Here is a 16,047-nt window from a genome sequence, read left to right as displayed (position 1 = left end):
ACAATGGCTACAAGAACACATGCTAGTAACGAGCTTTCAGAAGTGTTACAAGGCGAAAAAGTCGTATTAAAAGGTTGGGTACAGCGCCGTCGTGACCTTGGTGGTTTAATTTTCATTGATTTACGTGATCGTACTGGTATTACGCAAGTCGTTTTTAGTCCAGATGTGGCAGAAGCACATGCATTAGCAGATAAAGTGCGTAGTGAATATGTGATCGAGGTGGAAGGTACAGTCATTCTTCGTACAGAGGATCAAATCAATCCAAATGTGCCAAACGGTAAAATCGAAGTGGAAGCAACAAAATTAGTCGTCATTAATACGGCAAAAACTACGCCATTCCAGATTGAAGATCGCACAGACGTATCAGAAGATTTACGTTTGAAATATCGCTATCTTGACTTACGTCGTCCCGTAATGTTCGATACATTCAAAATGCGTTCTGATGTGACACGTACAATTCGTAACTTCCTACAAAACGAAGGTTTCTTAGAAGTAGAAACACCAATTTTAACAAAATCAACGCCAGAGGGTGCTCGTGACTATTTAGTACCTTCACGTGTTCATGAAGGTGAATTTTACGCATTACCACAATCACCTCAATTATTTAAACAATTATTAATGGTTGCTGGCTTTGAAAAGTATTTCCAAATTGCGCGTTGCTTCCGCGATGAAGACTTACGTGCTGACCGTCAACCAGAGTTTACACAGGTGGACATTGAAACGAGCTTCTTAACACAAGAAGAAGTATTAGAAATGAATGAACGCTTAATCCAAGCGGTAATGAAAGAAGTAAAAGGAATCGACATTCCTGCACCATTCCAACGCATGAAATACCAAGAAGCAATGGATCGCTATGGTTCAGATAAGCCAGATGTACGTTTTGGATTAGAGCTAGTAGCGTTAAATGATATTTTTGAAGGCTGTAATTTCAAAGTGTTTGCCGATACGGTTGCACAAGGTAAACAAGTAAAAAGTATCAATATTAAAGGTGCAGCTGACAACTATTCTCGTAAAGACATGGACGAGTTAACGAAATTCGTTGGTATTTACGGAGCAAAAGGTCTTGCTTGGTTAAAGGTTACAGAAGAAGGCCTGAACGGTCCAATCGCGAAATTCTTTGACGAAGCGTTAGCAGCAGCATTAATCGAGCGTATGGGGGCAGAAGTTGGCGATATTCTAGTATTTGTCGCTGATAAAGCAGCTATTGTAGCAGCTTCTTTAGGTGCTCTACGTACGAAATTAGGACAAGATTTAAACCTAATCGATGAATCACAATTTGCTTTCCTTTGGATTACTGACTGGCCATTATTCGAATACTCTGAGGAAGATGGACGTTACTATGCTGCACACCATCCATTCACACGTCCGTTTGATGAAGATATAGCGTTAATGGACACAGACCCTGCAGCAGTACGGGCACAAGCATATGATATCGTTTTAAACGGCTACGAACTTGGTGGTGGTTCATTACGTATTTATGAACGTGAGCTACAAGAAAAAATGTTTGAATTACTTGGCTTCTCAGAAGAAGAAGCACAAGCACAATTCGGCTTCTTATTAGAAGCGTTTGAATATGGCGTACCACCACATGCTGGTCTTGCCTTTGGTCTTGATCGCTTCGTGATGCTATTAGCAGGTCGTACGAATTTACGGGATACAATTGCATTCCCGAAAACAGCTAGTGCTAGTTGCTTGATGACAGAGGCACCAAGCGAAGTATCTCCTGAACAACTAAGTGAATTAAGCCTGGCCATCAAACCTTTTAGAAAATAATAGATAATACAAAATACCTGGATTTTCTAGCAAATACTGTTGGAAATCTAGGTATTTTTTGCGTTTTCTTAAAAAATTATAGATTATTAGAGAAAATCGTTTGAATTATCAGAAAAGTAGTGTTATGATAACTGTAATACGAATCCTGATGTGTTTGTCTAACTGCTAACTCTACTTCACAGTTTTGACCGAACACTATAGAATCGGGAGCCTTCATTTTGTAGTCGCAAACATGCCCCATGCAAAGCGGGACGTTTAAAGCTGCAAAGCGGGCACCCACCTGCAAATTGCGGGTTCAAAACGAATGTTTCTTGGCATTACGGCACAATTGGGATTCGTCCTATACATAGGATTGAAAGGAGCTTAACAATAGCTCCTTTTTTTATGCGTTAAATTAAACAGGAGCAGAATGATGGATTAGGAAAGTAAATACAGTTCAGGGCATAGCGATTTAAAAAAGAGCTAGTATAGCATTTTAAATAAATAAAAATTTAGAAAATACGAAAGATTACTTTTTATTTCTGTTGGAGAAGCATATAATTGGTATAGACAACTATACCTTCTTTGAAAGAGGCAATGTTATATAAAGGGAGACGACGATTACACAATCCATAACCAAAATTGAAAGCGCTTAAGTCCATGAGGCTAAATTTAAACAGAGCAATATAATTACTGGGTATTTAATGTAGAATATCCAATTGTTTAGAAAATGTGAGCTAATGCTTAGCCAATAGAGAACAGAATGAGTCCATCGATTAAACAATTTGCTAATTAGCAAAAGATGAATATTCATGCTATCTAACAAAAGGGGTTGCTTCAGAAAATGAAGATGAGTTTACGTTACTCGAAGCATTTTTCGTTTATTGGTCACTCAGATGCTACAATAATAGAGGAAAGTCCATTAGGCATAAATCAAGTGACCATTTATATAATCAAATGCGTCCTTTTCATCACTATGATACACATGTCAATGGTGGACATAATTTAGCTTTGCTTAATCAATGCGACATACAAAAAACGATCTGACGAGGTAAAGTTGTATTGAGAAATCATAAAGGCGATAAGGAAGGTGCAAGAATTGTTAGAGAAAAATTCTCATATACCTATTTATATACAAATAGAAGAGATTATTAAACAACGAATTTATTTAGAAGAATACAGAATTGGTGAGACCATCCCATCAGAACGAGAGCTTTCTGCACAATTTGATGTAAGTAGAATGACTGTACGTCAATCCATTACCAATCTAGTAAATAGTGGTCTATTATATCGAGAAAAAGGGAGAGGTACGTACGTTGCGAATCCCAAATTAGAGCAACCGTTACAGGGATTAACGAGTTTTACGGAAGATATGCGAGCAAGAGGGATGGAACCAAGCAGTAAAGTGTTACGATTTGAGAAAATCATACCACCCGTGGATATTGCAAGGGATTTAATGATAGAGCCTGGTGAAGAAGTATTTTTTGTAGTGCGCATTCGAAATGCTGATGCTCAGCCAATGGCAATTGAAAGAACGTACATCCCAGTTAAGATTTATCCGGAGTTGGATGAGAAGCAAATAATGGGCTCACTTTATGCCCTAATCGAAGCAAAGTTCCATCAAAAGATAGGGAATGCCGTACAGCAAATGGAGGCAGCCATCGTATCAAAAGAGGATAGTAAATTTCTACAGATTAATCAAACAGCACCTGTTTTAATTATCAAACGTACAAGTTATTTATCAGATGGTAAACCATTTGAGCTTGTACGTAGTACGTATCGAGCTGATCGTTATAAATTTATAAGTGAAATTAAAAGGTGATTTTATGCATGCATATTTTTCTGAAATCGAAAAGCTCATCCAGGTTGTAAAGGAAAAGGAGACAGCTCATATAAGTGAAGCGGCACAAATCATTGTCCAACGCCTCCAAAAAGGTGGGATTATTCAATTATTTGGTTGTGGTCATTCTCAGCTGCTGGCACAGGAGGCATTTTATCGAGCAGGTGGATTAGTACCCGTACGTCCAATATTTATTGAACCTTTAGCTTTACATGCTGGCGCATTAGCTTCTTCAATCAATGAGAAAGATCCGAACATTATTGAACAGCATAAAGAACAGTTTGACTTTCGTGAAAATGATGTTTGCATCGTTATTTCAACCTCAGGGAGAAATGCAGCACCTATTGATGCTGCTTTGCTAGCAAAGGATTCAGATGTATTTGTGTTATCCCTCCAATCGCTCCTCTATCAGGAACAGGCTACACGTCATCACAGTGGGAAGCGGCTAGAAGATGTGGTAGATTTTGTGATCAATACACATATCCCTATTGGTGATGGTGTACTGAATATACATGAAATGCAGTATGCACCAGCGTCCACTGTTATTGGTTCATTACTATTAAATGCTTTGTTCAGTGAAATCATTGAAACACTAGCAAAGTCCTCAATAGAGTTACCGATTTTTGTCAGCAATAATGTGGATTCAGATTGGTCGCATAATGAGAAAATGATTGCCAAATATCAACATCGGATTGATTTTACGTAAAAGAATGGAGGGATTGTGGATGAAGAAAATGTATAAAATTTCATCTCCTGAAGGTATTCATGCCAGACCTGCTGCATTACATAGCACTTATCATTGCATTTTTCATATTTGCTAGAAAGAATAAGCAATATAATACAGTTGGGAAATTATCTGCAGCACCTGGGATTTTCAATATTAATGAGCCATTACTTTTTGGGTTACCAATTGTATTAAATCCGGTTTTATTCGTACCGTTCATTTTGACACCAATGATAAATGTAACCATTGCATTTTTTGCAACGAAATGGGGCTGGGTGCCAGCTGCTACCGTCTCACCACCATGGACAACACCGCCGATTATTAATGGATTTTTAGCAACTCAATCTTGGCGTGGTGCTGTTTTGAGTATGGCCTTAATTGTCATCACTGTTTGTATTTATCTGCCATTTATCTCGATGGCGAACCGTAATTGGCTATTTAAAAGAACAATTTTATTTGGCAGCATTACGTTTAGATATGGGATTTTCAGGCCAGGAAGAAGCATTGATGTCACTTGATGCAAGTAATCTAAAAATAGAATTAAACATTAGTAATGGTACGAAGTATGTAGACAATATTCTCTCTTATCAGCCCAATAAGGAGAACATGATCGGCTGTCATAATTTTTATCCAAGACGCTTTACGGGGCTATCTCGTCAGCATTTTTTACAAACGTCTCAACACTTTAAAACGCACAATGTAAGAACGGCAGCGATGATTTCCTCACAGCATGGTCAATTTGGACCTTGGGAACAAACAGAGCACGGTTTACCTACCTTAGAGGAGCACCGTCATCTCCCAATCACTGTACAGGCGAAAGATTTATGGCATACAGGGCTAATTGACGATTGTATCATTGGCAATATGTTTGCTTCTGAGGAAGAAATACGTGCGTTAGGTCTCTTAAATCGCAATAAGCTTGAGTTAAGGGTTGTTCAGTCAGAAGACACGAGTATTTTAGAGGAAACGATTCTTTTGAAAGAGCCCCATTTTAATCGTGGTGATGTTTCTGAATACGTGATCCGTAGCACACAATCCCGTGTGAAATATAAAAATGGAGATTTTCCTGTGCATGATATACGGCCATTAAAAAGAGGAGATATCACGATTGATAATAATTTAGATGTACGTTATAAGGGAGAGCTACAGATTGTGCTAAAGGACATACCGAATGCTGGATCGAGTAATGTGGTCGCAAGCGTTGTGGAGGAAGAACAATTTTTATTAGCACATATTCAACCATGGTCATCATTTGGTTTTACTAAGTAAAGAAGAGTGAGAAAGAGATTGAGTGATCAATCTCTTTTTCATATTGTTGAAAAAAGATGATGTCAATGGCAGAAATAGCAACTTTGCAAGGCGAGGGGTTGATTTCCGTTTCACCAGCTTCCTTTCCTAGTGGCGTCCAAAGAGCCGCTAATTGACGCTGGCTAACGAGGTAGAAATTGATTAATTCTACATATTGATGTAGGCAATTTTGATTTTTTCTTTATATTTTTCTCTTGAACAATAACGTGATAAAATGTAAGATAGGTTTTGATTTTATCTTAGTATATAACTAGGTTTACTAATAAAATTTCATAGATGGAGAGTGTCAGGATGTTACATCAATTTTCACGTAACGAGCTCGCTATAGGAACAGAGGGTCTCGAGAAATTAAAAAATACAACGGTCGCTATACTTGGTGTAGGGGGCGTTGGGTCATTTGCTGCTGAGGCATGTGCAAGAAGCGGAATCGGTCGTATTATTTTAGTCGATAAGGACAATGTAGATATTACAAATGTCAACAGACAACTTGTCGCATACCTATCGACAGTTGGTCAATCAAAATCAGCAATTATGAAAGAGCGTATTGCAGATATTAATCCAGCATGTGAAGTGATTGACATGCATATGTTTTACACAGAAGAAACCTATGAAGAATTTTTCGCGCAAGGCATTGATTATGTGATCGATGCAAGCGATACAGTGATGTATAAAATTCATATAATGAAGGAATGTTTAAAACGTAATATTCCTATTATTTCAAGTATGGGTGCAGCAAATAAAATGGACCCTACTCGCTTCCAAATTGCAGATATTTCAAAAACACATACAGACCCATTGGCGAAAGTCATTCGTACAAAGCTACGTAAAGAGGGCATTCATAAGGGTGTTACGGTTGTATTTTCAGATGAAAGTCCAATTGTCGTTCGTCCAGATGTTGTCGAACATGTAGGTAAGCCTGATGCAGCAATTCGCAAAGCAAAGATGCCGCCTTCATCCAATGCCTTTGTACCGTCCGTAGCGGGTTTAATTGCTGCCAGCTGGGTAGTCAATACCATCCTAAAAGATGTAATAATTACGCGCGTACAAGGTTAGTACTATATACAGGTTTGGGTAATTTTCAATAAACAGCATAAATGTTCATTTTCGTAGAAGTAGCTGCCTTAATTGTATTTAGAGGTAGCTACTTTTTCTATGTTACAATTAGACCGTTGTAAAAAAGGAGGCGTATACAAATGGAAAAAATTTATCAAATGGAGTATAGAGGTTTAAATCTTTTGGATGAAATTAGCACAGTAGAGTTAGCTATAGATGAAGAAAAGCAAACTATACATATTTTTGATGTTGGACAAGTTGTCAGCCCCATTTTTAATTTTGATGTATCAGCCTACGAATTGTCAGATGGTTTTTATAAAATGGCTGATGTTCTGCGACATAAAAAAATCTTAACGAAGCAACAAACAGGTAGTGATTTAACATTAAGTGAATGGTTAATTATGAACAATGCTTATTTTTATATACCTCAAAAGCGCATTAAAAAATATGTAAATGGAAGTATTATCGAAATTGTTGATCGAGCAAAGGAACCATGGTTATTTGATGATTATGTACAAAGGTTATAATTTTACCAAAATAGTTCCTCTTATGTACATAAAATGCTATTAATTCACGAAATTGTCTTATTTTTTTCATGTCCACACTACTTCATATGGTTTATTGCTATAATTTGAATCATCCATTAGATAATCGATCAGTTTGTTTGGGATGCTTGGTGCTACGCAGTGAATAGCCAAGAAGTTAAACAGCAAATGACATATGGGAGAGTGGGAAAATGGAAATTCAAGTAATTCGTGATCATTTAGATATTGTTAAACTTCAAGAGAAAATGAATGCCATTGTATTTGACTATTTGGATACATCCAACAATTATCCAAAAGCCATGAGAGAATTAAATCCTTTATATATACAAGTCACAACCTATTATAAGGAATACGTTAATCAGCGAGCAGGGGAATTACCAAAAGCAAATACGTATTGGCATTTATTTATCGATTGTTGTGCAAAATTATGCTACTTTTTAGCTGCATCAACCTATTATTCTTCGAATGCTTTACAAGAGACACCTGAAAAAGTAGAGCGTTTATTAAAAATAGCTGCCTATTCCTTACCGAGTATTGAGCAGGAAGAGAATGAGCTATTATTAACAGATATCTTTGCTCTTTTAACTGAAGTGCTAGATGATGAAGAAAAAGCAACCATCATACGCAACGAAGTGCTGTCACAAAAGGGTGATGTGAAGCAGTGTCTTCAACAGTTTAAATTATTTGTTGATCAAGAACTTTCGGTTTAGACAATAGTAGACTATCTATTTTCAGAAAATAGCCAATACGACAAGAATCTACGCAACTAATTGTAATTAAATCAGCTTTTTGTACAATGTTCGATGTTGAAAAAGACTGATTTACTTGCCTAATTTAGTATCGTGGATTCTTTTTTTATTGTAGGGAAAGTAAAAAGACATATTATCTAGAAAGGTATTTATGTTTTTTTGTCGAATTATAGTTAAAAAATTGGTAATAGATGTGCTCACTCTGCTTAACGCTGTAAGAACTTATTGGAAGGGGGCTAGGCAATGATTGTAAATGGAATAGAAATAGATTTGGCGAATTTGGAAAAACCACTTTTACTAGTTAGTGAGGAAGATGAACTTTTATTTCAACAGCTTATCCAACCGACGATTGAACAGGAGCTTATTCAATGTCAATTAGCGCTCTCAACGAGGAAATCCATTTCATTGATCAAAGATATTTGGTTGGCTATGTATAGAGATCGAGAAAAGCTATACATCAATAGCGGCCATGCCATGCTTTACCCAATTCGTTTACTTCTTTTTGAATTAGTCACACAAGCAGAATATTTCCAACGCTTAGCAAAAAAATCACGTGGCGATGAATGTCTTTCCCTTATCTATGCAGTCATTCTTTTACAATTTGTCTTGCAGTGGTTAAAAGATCGATTTAGTGGAAATCAAGAGGTGTATGGTGCATTAAAACGGTTATACAGAGTGTCAGATGATGAATTAAGTAAGGAACCTTCCTGTGAGACGAGAGAACAAAAAATTGCACAAGCAATTGCTGTAAAAGCAATTCGCTTTGAGGTAAGAGAAAACAATCAAGAGTTTGCGAGCTTATTGTATCAGTCTTATAATTTGATTGTTTTTTTGCATAGTAAGGTAAATGAAGGAGATGTGAAAGAATCCATTTTGCCATCACTTCGACATGTAGCAGAACCTTTAAATTTGTTTTACCAAGAACGATACACAACAAATAACCCGAGCTTTACAGGATGATTGCTAGAGCAGTCTATCCTGTTGTTTTATAAAAAAGCAAAGTCATGTCAATTACTTGAGATAGTGACTTTGCTTTTATATGATTATTTCTTATCTTGATGGAATGATTTGAGTTTTTCGTAAATGCCTGCCATACGTTTTTCCTCGCCAGCAATTACAGGTTTATAGAATTCTGTCCCTACAAGTTCATCTGGTAAGTATTGCTGGTCTACCCAACCACCAAAAGTACCAATCGGCGTGTTATGTGGGTATTGATAGCCAACATGTCCTAAATCTTTTGCACCCTCGTAATGAGCATCTCGCAGATGATGGGGGATATCGCCTGTTTTACCTTCATGTATAGCCGTAATGGCAGCGTCGATTGCCACAATGGCAGAATTGGATTTTGAGGCAAGGCACATTTCAATGACAGCACTTGCAAGTGGGATACGTGCCTCTGGTAATCCCAGTCGTTCCGCAGCTTGTATGGCGGCTAACATATGAGGGCCAACTTCGGGATTTGCTAGACCAACATCCTCATAGGCCATAACAAGTAGGCGTCTGCTGACAGCCACTAAGTCGCCTGTTTCCAATAAATGGGCTAAATAATACAGAGCGGCATTGGTATCACTGCCACGCACAGATTTTTGCAGGGCAGAGAGTAGATTATAAAAATGTGAACCTTTTTTATCGCCATACACACCAATTCGGCTAATGAGATGCTCAATGACATGATCGGCAGCAATCGTTTGTCCATCCACCTCGTCACTGGCATAATAAATGGATTCTAGCAAAGTTAATGCCTTTCGCGCGTCTCCGTTCGCTGCGGCTGCAATTTGTTCAATTTGTGATGGTGTTAATGCAAAATGATATTTACCTAGTCCTCGTCTTTCATCAGCTAGTGCTTTTTCAACTAGTTCGATTAAATTTTCCTTAGTTAACCGTTTTAGCTGATAAATTTCACCACAGCGTGAACGAATCGCTGGATTTACATCATGATAAGGATTTTCTGTTGTGGCACCAATTAATACAATCGAGCCATTTTCTACATGTGGTAACAATGTATCCTGCTGTAATTTATTGAAACGATGAATTTCATCCAAAAAAAGTAGTACTTTTCCAGAAATTCTGGCTTCTTGTACAATATCTTCAACATCTTTTTTACCAGCTCGTGTGGCATTAAGTGCAAAGAAAGGGAGCTTGGAACTTCCTGCAATGGCATTGGCAATGGATGTTTTACCGATTCCAGGTTCTCCATATAGCAACATGGAGGGTACATGTTCATTTTGAATCATTTTATAAAGGGCTGTGTTGGGACCAATGAAATCCTGATGACCAACAATCTCATCAAGGGTTAAAGGGCGCATTCGAAAAGCGAGTGGTTCATTATGCAACATAATTCCCCCTTTCAGTCGTTGTCATTTTTTGCTTCGTACATGTTTTTACGCTAAAATAAAGCGCTGATATAGCTTTTGAACGATTTTGAATCGCTTTAATTAGTATATCATATCCTTCTAGGTGTATTTCCGAGTTCATCAAGAGGAGATTATGATATACTGTTGGTAGTATTTTGACTAGACTAATTGAGGGTGATAAAATGAAAATTTCAACAAAGGGCCGATACGGGCTTACGATTATGATTGAATTAGCAAAGCATTATGGGGAAGGACCCATTCCTTTGCGTAAAATTGCTGCGGAAAAGGAGCTTTCTGAAGCATATTTAGAGCAACTAGTATCTCCGCTTCGTAATTCAGGCTTAGTAAAAAGTGTACGTGGTGCTTATGGTGGTTATATGCTAGCCAATCCACCTAGCGAAATTTCAGCAGCCCATGTTATTAGTGTGCTAGAAGGACCTATTCAACCAGTAGAGGGTATTGAAAATGAAGAAGCACCTCAACGAGAGTTATGGCTACGTATTCGCGATGCAGTAAAAAATGTGTTAGATACAACAACAATTGAAGATTTAGCACAATATACAGAAGAGAATGTAGTAGAAGGCTACATGTTCTATATTTAAAAATGTTCAAGCTGAAGCGCTACTCCTACATTCACCTCATTCTTTAGGGCGGTTGTGAGCTATTCACATCTCAATGGCTATTTTTACGATGAGTGATGTGGGTTTTGCGCTTTTGTCTCGATTCAGCGAATGTTTTTTGTACCGAAAATGAAGCACCAAGTACAGAAGACTCCCTTCTCATAGAGGAGCGAAGAACGCTTGTATTGATTTTGCAAGCATTAACTGAATCAAGCTAAAGCCTCTGGCGGATGTTACAAAGTTTTAAAAGGAGCTTTTCGAGCGAGCTCGAAAAAATCCTGACTCAATTAGGCCGAGGCGTAATTGATGAAAAAAAGGAGTTTTCAACATGAATTCATATATCTATCTCGATCATGCGGCCACATCTCCGATGAATGGCCAAGTAATAGAAGCGATGACGACTGCTATGCAACAGGTATTTGGCAATGCATCCAGTATTCATAGAGCAGGTCGAGAAGCAAGAAAATATCTAGATGATGCACGTGAGCTATTAGCCAAATCTATTGGTGCCCAAGCTGGGGAAATTATTTTCACAAGTGGTGGCACAGAAGCGGACAATATGGCGATTTTAGGAACTGTCTATGCCCGTGCAAACGAAGGAAAACACATCATTACAACGCAAGTAGAGCATCATGCAGTATTACATACTTGTGAAAAACTTGAACGCGATGGCTTTGAGGTGACTTATTTACCAGTAGATCAAATGGGGCGAGTAGCGGTTGAGGATGTCCAAAAAGCTCTGCGTGAAGATACCATTTTAGTGACAATCATGTACGGAAATAATGAAGTTGGTACGATTCAACCAATTGCTGAAATTGGTGAGCTATTACGTGAGCATCGTGCCATATTCCATACAGATGCGGTTCAGGCTTATGGCTTAGAGCGCATTGATGTAAAGCAATTACAGGTGGATTTATTGAGTGTATCTGCTCATAAAATCAATGGTCCAAAAGGTGTTGGATTCCTTTATCAAAAGTCGGGCACACCGTTAGCGAGCTATGCTCTTGGGGGCGCACAAGAGAAAAAACGTCGTGCAGGTACTGAAAATATACCTGCCATTATTGGTTTTGCAACTGCAGTGCAAGTTGCAAATGAGTTGCGTGAAGAAAAGCGTTCACTATACAATCACTTTAAGCAAATTATGCTTGATGTTTTTTCGCAGGAAAAGCTAGCATTCCATGTGAATGGTGATGAGGTGCATTCATTGCCACATGTTTTAAATATTAGCTTTGAGGGCATGGAAGTAGAATCATTTTTAGTGAACCTTGATATGGCAGGAATTTATGCATCGAGTGGTTCGGCATGTACTGCTGGGTCGATTGATCCATCGCATGTGTTAGTAGCAATGTTTGGACAAAGTGCAGAAGAGCTACGAAACTCCATCCGATTCAGCTTTGGGCAGGATTTAACGGAAAAGGATATCCGAAATGCAGCGGAAAAAACGGCTCAAATTGTGAAAAAACTAGCTAAAAAATAATTTGCGCAATACCAATGTTATGTTTCTATAAATATTGAAGCATGCACTGTAATTAGATAAAAGAAAAGGTGACCACAATGAAAGAAACACGTGACCCCTCACAAATTCGAGTTGTTGTCGGCATGTCAGGTGGGGTAGATTCGTCGGTGGCAGCATACTTGTTAAAACAACAAGGATATGAAGTAATCGGGATCTTTATGAAAAACTGGGATGATACGGACGAAAACGGTGTTTGTACAGCAACAGAAGATTATGACGATGTGATTAAAGTATGTAATCAAATTGGTATCCCATATTATGCTGTCAATTTCGAGAAACAATATTGGGATAAAGTTTTCACATACTTTTTAGAAGAATATAAGGCAGGGCGTACACCAAACCCTGATGTGATGTGCAATAAAGAAATTAAATTTAAAGCATTTTTAGAGCATGCTATGAACCTTGGTGCTGATTACTTAGCGACGGGTCACTATGCACGAATTGATCGTAGTGGTGATGGCGAGGTAAAAATGTTACGTGGTGTTGATGATAACAAAGATCAAACATACTTTTTAAACCAATTATCACAAGAGCAATTGGCGCATGTGATGTTCCCGATTGGCGATATTGAGAAAAAAGAAGTGCGTAAAATTGCAGAGGAAGCTGGTCTTGCTACGGCCAAGAAAAAAGATTCAACGGGCATTTGCTTTATTGGAGAACGTAATTTCAAAGAGTTTTTGAGTCAATATTTACCAGCTCAACCGGGCAAGATGGAAACAATGGATGGCGTTGTAATGGGTCAACACGATGGCTTAATGTACTATACACTTGGGCAACGACATGGTCTTGGTATTGGTGGAGACGGCGAGCCTTGGTTTGTGCTAGGAAAAGATTTAGAACGTAATGTTCTGCTTGTCGGACAAGGCTTTGACAATGAATATTCGTATTCTACATCATTAACAGCTGTGAAAATGAACTATACTTCGACAAAAAAATTGCCTGGGAAATTTTCTTGTACAGCAAAATTCCGTTATCGTCAAACCGATACACCAGTGGAAGTTGAAATTTTACCAGACGGCCGTGCACATATTACATTCGCAGAACCTGTACGTGCAATTACACCAGGACAGGCTGTAGTACTATACAATGGAGAAGAATGTATGGGTGGCGGAACGATTGATGAAGTCTTTAAAAGTAATGAAAAACTAACATATGTTGGATAAATTGCGTTAAGACTGCTTTTACGGCCTCTTGGCTCCCTAAAAGCAGTCTTTCGCTACATAGAGGTGAAAAACGAATGAATTATAATGAACAGGGCATCCAAGCATTTCAAGAAAAACGTTATGAGGATGCTGCTCAACTATTTACAAAAGCAATCGAAGCAGAGCCTGAAAATGCTATTGGTTATGTAAATTTCGGCAATTTATTAGCCGTGTTAGAGGATACCGAACGTGCAGAACGTTTCTTCCAAAAGGCCATTACTGTGGATGAAACAGCAGCTACAGCCTATTATGGTCTAGCCAATTTATATTACAATGCTGAACGCTATGCCGAGGCTGTCAAGCTGTATGAACAAGCGCTAAAACATCATATTGAAGGTGCAGATGTCTATTATATGATGGGGAAATGCTTTGAGCGTATGGATAACTCAAAATTGGCCTTACCTTATTTACAACGTGCGGTAGAACTTGCTCCAGATGATACACAAATTCGTTTAGCCTATGCGATCGTACTATGTGCGTTAGAAATGTTTGATGAAGGGAAGAAGGAACTGGATCTCTTGATTGAACAGGATTGGAATAATGCAGATGCACATTATAATTTAGGTGTACTATATGCTGTATCCACTGAACAAACGGAAGATGCCATGTATCATTTGAAACAAGCCTTTACCTTACAACCGGAATACGACCAAGCACGTTATATTTACGATATGATTGCCCAACGATTTAACTGATAGATAATAAGCAGCGAGTTAATCTACTTGCTGCTTTTTTTATTGAAATTGTCTAGTAAAACTGCAAATCAATCGTTTATTTTTTCATAGAATGAACCCGTTTCTCTTTTATTTTTAGTTCAAACTTGGTAATGTATGTCATGCAGGAAAGGAAAAGGTGACAGGATGAATAAAGTATTTATTGCACTATTACTTGTAACAGCACTCGCTGCAATTGAAGGAACAATTGTTAGTACAGCTATTCCAAGTATTACGGCTGATTTATTAGGCGTAGACTTAATAAGCTGGATTTATTCCGCTTATTTACTAGCTTCAGCCATTGCGGCAATTATTTTTGGTAAGCTAGCTGATTTATTTGGGCGCAAACGGATGATTATTACAGGTATTATTATTTTTTTAGTAGGTTCTATGTTATGTGGTTTAGCGCAATCCATGGAGCAATTAATAGTCTTCCGAGCAATTCAAGGTATTGGCGCAGGTTCAATTTTACCCATCACATTAACAATGGTTGGTGAATTGTTTAAGACTGAAAAAGAGCGTGCCAAAGGACAAAGTTATTTAAGTATGGTATGGGGCGTGTCTGGCGTAGTAGGTCCATTATTTGGAGGCTTTATTGTTGACCAAGTATCTTGGCATTTCATTTTCTTCATTAATGTACCATTTGGTTTAGCCTCAATCTATTTAATTGCTAAACATTATAAAGAACAACTAGAAGCAGTGAAGCGTAAAATTGACTATTTAGGTGCAGCATTTTTTACAATTGGCATGGTGGCACTGCTATTTGTTATTATCGAAAACAGCAAAACACAGACTTGGTTATCAGGTCAATCGCTGCTAATGTATGGGGTTGCTCTTGTATTCTTAAGTATTTTTATCTGGGTGGAGTTGCGAGCAGAGGAGCCAATTATTCCGTTAACTCTGTTTAAAAATGGACGACTAATGGTCATTAATGCTTTAACTTTAAGCGGCATGTCTATTGTCATTGGTGTGACGGTTTATATTCCGATATTTGCCCAAAGTGTTTTAGGTAAAAATGCAACACAAGCTGGTTTATTATTAACACCGATGTCTATTTTTTGGACGGTGAACTCGATTATGGCAGGTTATTTAATCGGACGTTTAACAAATAAACGCATTATCCAAATGGGTACGATTTTACTTGTTACGGGTACGCTATTGCTGGCAAGATTATCTTCAGGTTCTAGTGATTTCAGCGTTTATTTCGCTTCATCATTAATTGGACTAGGGATGGGCTTTATCATGCCGATGTTGATGATTTCCATACAAAAGGTGGCAGATCCGAAGCAGCTTGGTATATCAATTGGTTTGAACTCCTTTACGAATACATTTAGCCAAGCAATTGGGGCAGCACTATTTGGTATGATTTTCAACCTAGCAACGAGTGAAAAAATGGCTTCATTAGGAAAAGGTGAAATTCAATTAAATGGTGAATTTGCAAAAGGTGGCTTTAATATAGAAGAAGTAAGCTTTTTAAAGGACACCATTGCGAATGGCGTCAGTTACGTATATGTCGCTACCTTTATTTTTGCCATTTGTGCTCTTATTTTCTCCTTCTTTGTAGCAACGAAATCCAAGGCGCAATAGCGAATAAACAGTAAAATCCACCTCATATTCTGTGATCATGCAGAGTGTGAGGTGGATTTTTCATTTGATGAACATATTTAAGAA

General features: G+C 37.9%; 13 protein-coding genes, 1 other RNA gene and 2 pseudogenes. 15 read left to right on the top strand and 1 reads right to left on the bottom strand.

Going from position 1 to position 16,047, the window contains the following annotated elements:
- The first annotated feature begins 3 nt into the window (after positions 1–3).
- The 10 genes and pseudogenes from aspS (at position 4) to MHB40_RS17230 (ending at position 8,931) form a co-directional block, all read left to right on the top strand.
- On the top strand, positions 4–1,773 hold the full coding sequence (gene aspS, locus MHB40_RS17275; RefSeq protein ID WP_205444597.1) for an aspartate--tRNA ligase: 1,770 nt from the start codon (positions 4–6) through the stop codon (positions 1,771–1,773).
- Between the two features lie 139 nt (positions 1,774–1,912).
- A non-coding RNA gene (gene ssrS, locus MHB40_RS17270) (6S RNA) lies at positions 1,913–2,112 on the top strand.
- A 739-nt stretch (positions 2,113–2,851) separates the two neighbouring features.
- The gene (locus MHB40_RS17265) at positions 2,852–3,574 is read left to right on the top strand and encodes a GntR family transcriptional regulator (RefSeq protein WP_205444596.1); all 723 of its coding nucleotides are present in this window, start codon (positions 2,852–2,854) and stop codon (positions 3,572–3,574) included.
- Between the two features lie 4 nt (positions 3,575–3,578).
- Positions 3,579–4,298 (top strand): SIS domain-containing protein, encoded by a 720-nt coding sequence (locus MHB40_RS17260; RefSeq protein ID WP_342533048.1) that lies wholly within the window; start codon positions 3,579–3,581, stop codon positions 4,296–4,298.
- A gap of 86 nt (positions 4,299–4,384) precedes the next feature.
- A pseudogene (locus tag MHB40_RS17255) lies at positions 4,385–4,834 on the top strand (PTS transporter subunit EIIC); the annotation flags it as partial.
- Positions 4,773–5,585: pseudogene (locus MHB40_RS17250) on the top strand (MupG family TIM beta-alpha barrel fold protein); the annotation flags it as partial. The pseudogenes MHB40_RS17255 and MHB40_RS17250, both read left to right, overlap by 62 nt.
- Before the next feature lie 330 nt (positions 5,586–5,915).
- Positions 5,916–6,677: a tRNA threonylcarbamoyladenosine dehydratase gene (locus MHB40_RS17245; protein WP_342533047.1), complete on the top strand. Its 762-nt coding sequence runs from the start codon at positions 5,916–5,918 to the stop codon at positions 6,675–6,677.
- 140 nt (positions 6,678–6,817) lie between these two features.
- Positions 6,818–7,204 (top strand): hypothetical protein, encoded by a 387-nt coding sequence (locus MHB40_RS17240; RefSeq protein WP_342441071.1) that lies wholly within the window; start codon positions 6,818–6,820, stop codon positions 7,202–7,204.
- A gap of 209 nt (positions 7,205–7,413) precedes the next feature.
- A complete protein-coding gene (locus tag MHB40_RS17235; RefSeq protein ID WP_205444584.1) occupies positions 7,414–7,932 on the top strand; it encodes a hypothetical protein in 519 nt (172 codons plus the stop codon).
- A gap of 282 nt (positions 7,933–8,214) precedes the next feature.
- Entirely contained in the window at positions 8,215–8,931 is a 717-nt protein-coding gene (locus MHB40_RS17230) for a hypothetical protein (RefSeq protein WP_205444583.1), read from the top strand.
- 83 nt (positions 8,932–9,014) lie between these two features.
- On the opposite strand, the gene MHB40_RS17225 is transcribed toward MHB40_RS17230, so the two are convergent.
- A complete protein-coding gene (locus tag MHB40_RS17225; protein WP_342534795.1) occupies positions 9,015–10,304 on the bottom strand; it encodes a replication-associated recombination protein A in 1,290 nt (429 codons plus the stop codon).
- 203 nt (positions 10,305–10,507) lie between these two features.
- Here MHB40_RS17225 and MHB40_RS17220 point away from each other — a divergent pair, with 203 nt between their 5' ends.
- From MHB40_RS17220 to MHB40_RS17200, 5 genes are all read left to right on the top strand, one after another.
- Complete coding sequence (locus tag MHB40_RS17220) at positions 10,508–10,927, top strand: Rrf2 family transcriptional regulator (protein WP_004226809.1); 420 nt, start codon at positions 10,508–10,510, stop codon at positions 10,925–10,927.
- Between the two features lie 346 nt (positions 10,928–11,273).
- Positions 11,274–12,422: a cysteine desulfurase family protein gene (locus MHB40_RS17215; protein ID WP_342533045.1), complete on the top strand. Its 1,149-nt coding sequence runs from the start codon at positions 11,274–11,276 to the stop codon at positions 12,420–12,422.
- Positions 12,423–12,499: 77 nt separating this feature from the next.
- On the top strand, positions 12,500–13,624 hold the full coding sequence (gene mnmA, locus MHB40_RS17210; RefSeq protein WP_205444578.1) for a tRNA 2-thiouridine(34) synthase MnmA: 1,125 nt from the start codon (positions 12,500–12,502) through the stop codon (positions 13,622–13,624).
- A 74-nt stretch (positions 13,625–13,698) separates the two neighbouring features.
- Positions 13,699–14,358 (top strand): tetratricopeptide repeat protein, encoded by a 660-nt coding sequence (locus MHB40_RS17205; RefSeq protein ID WP_342533044.1) that lies wholly within the window; start codon positions 13,699–13,701, stop codon positions 14,356–14,358.
- Between the two features lie 165 nt (positions 14,359–14,523).
- On the top strand, positions 14,524–15,963 hold the full coding sequence (locus MHB40_RS17200; RefSeq protein ID WP_342533043.1) for an MDR family MFS transporter: 1,440 nt from the start codon (positions 14,524–14,526) through the stop codon (positions 15,961–15,963).
- The last annotated feature ends 84 nt before the right edge of the window (positions 15,964–16,047 follow it).

Source organism: Lysinibacillus sp. FSL K6-0057 (assembly GCF_038630885.1).
GTDB classification, from domain to species: domain Bacteria; phylum Bacillota; class Bacilli; order Bacillales_A; family Planococcaceae; genus Lysinibacillus; species Lysinibacillus fusiformis_F.
This window is presented reverse-complemented; position numbering and strand designations above follow the sequence as displayed.

What these genes read in the sequence shown, in the direction of transcription:
- MHB40_RS17260 (WP_342533048.1), top strand. Translation starts at nt 3,579, where the DNA reads ATGCATGCATATTTTTCTGAAATCGAAAAGCTCATCCAGGTTGTAAAG.
- MHB40_RS17220 (WP_004226809.1), top strand. Translation starts at nt 10,508, where the DNA reads ATGAAAATTTCAACAAAGGGCCGATACGGGCTTACGATTATGATTGAA.
- MHB40_RS17230 (WP_205444583.1), top strand. Translation starts at nt 8,215, where the DNA reads ATGATTGTAAATGGAATAGAAATAGATTTGGCGAATTTGGAAAAACCA.
- aspS (WP_205444597.1), top strand. Translation starts at nt 4, where the DNA reads ATGGCTACAAGAACACATGCTAGTAACGAGCTTTCAGAAGTGTTACAA.
- MHB40_RS17215 (WP_342533045.1), top strand. Translation starts at nt 11,274, where the DNA reads ATGAATTCATATATCTATCTCGATCATGCGGCCACATCTCCGATGAAT.
- MHB40_RS17200 (WP_342533043.1), top strand. Translation starts at nt 14,524, where the DNA reads ATGAATAAAGTATTTATTGCACTATTACTTGTAACAGCACTCGCTGCA.
- MHB40_RS17240 (WP_342441071.1), top strand. Translation starts at nt 6,818, where the DNA reads ATGGAAAAAATTTATCAAATGGAGTATAGAGGTTTAAATCTTTTGGAT.
- mnmA (WP_205444578.1), top strand. Translation starts at nt 12,500, where the DNA reads ATGAAAGAAACACGTGACCCCTCACAAATTCGAGTTGTTGTCGGCATG.
- MHB40_RS17205 (WP_342533044.1), top strand. Translation starts at nt 13,699, where the DNA reads ATGAATTATAATGAACAGGGCATCCAAGCATTTCAAGAAAAACGTTAT.
- MHB40_RS17235 (WP_205444584.1), top strand. Translation starts at nt 7,414, where the DNA reads ATGGAAATTCAAGTAATTCGTGATCATTTAGATATTGTTAAACTTCAA.
- MHB40_RS17245 (WP_342533047.1), top strand. Translation starts at nt 5,916, where the DNA reads ATGTTACATCAATTTTCACGTAACGAGCTCGCTATAGGAACAGAGGGT.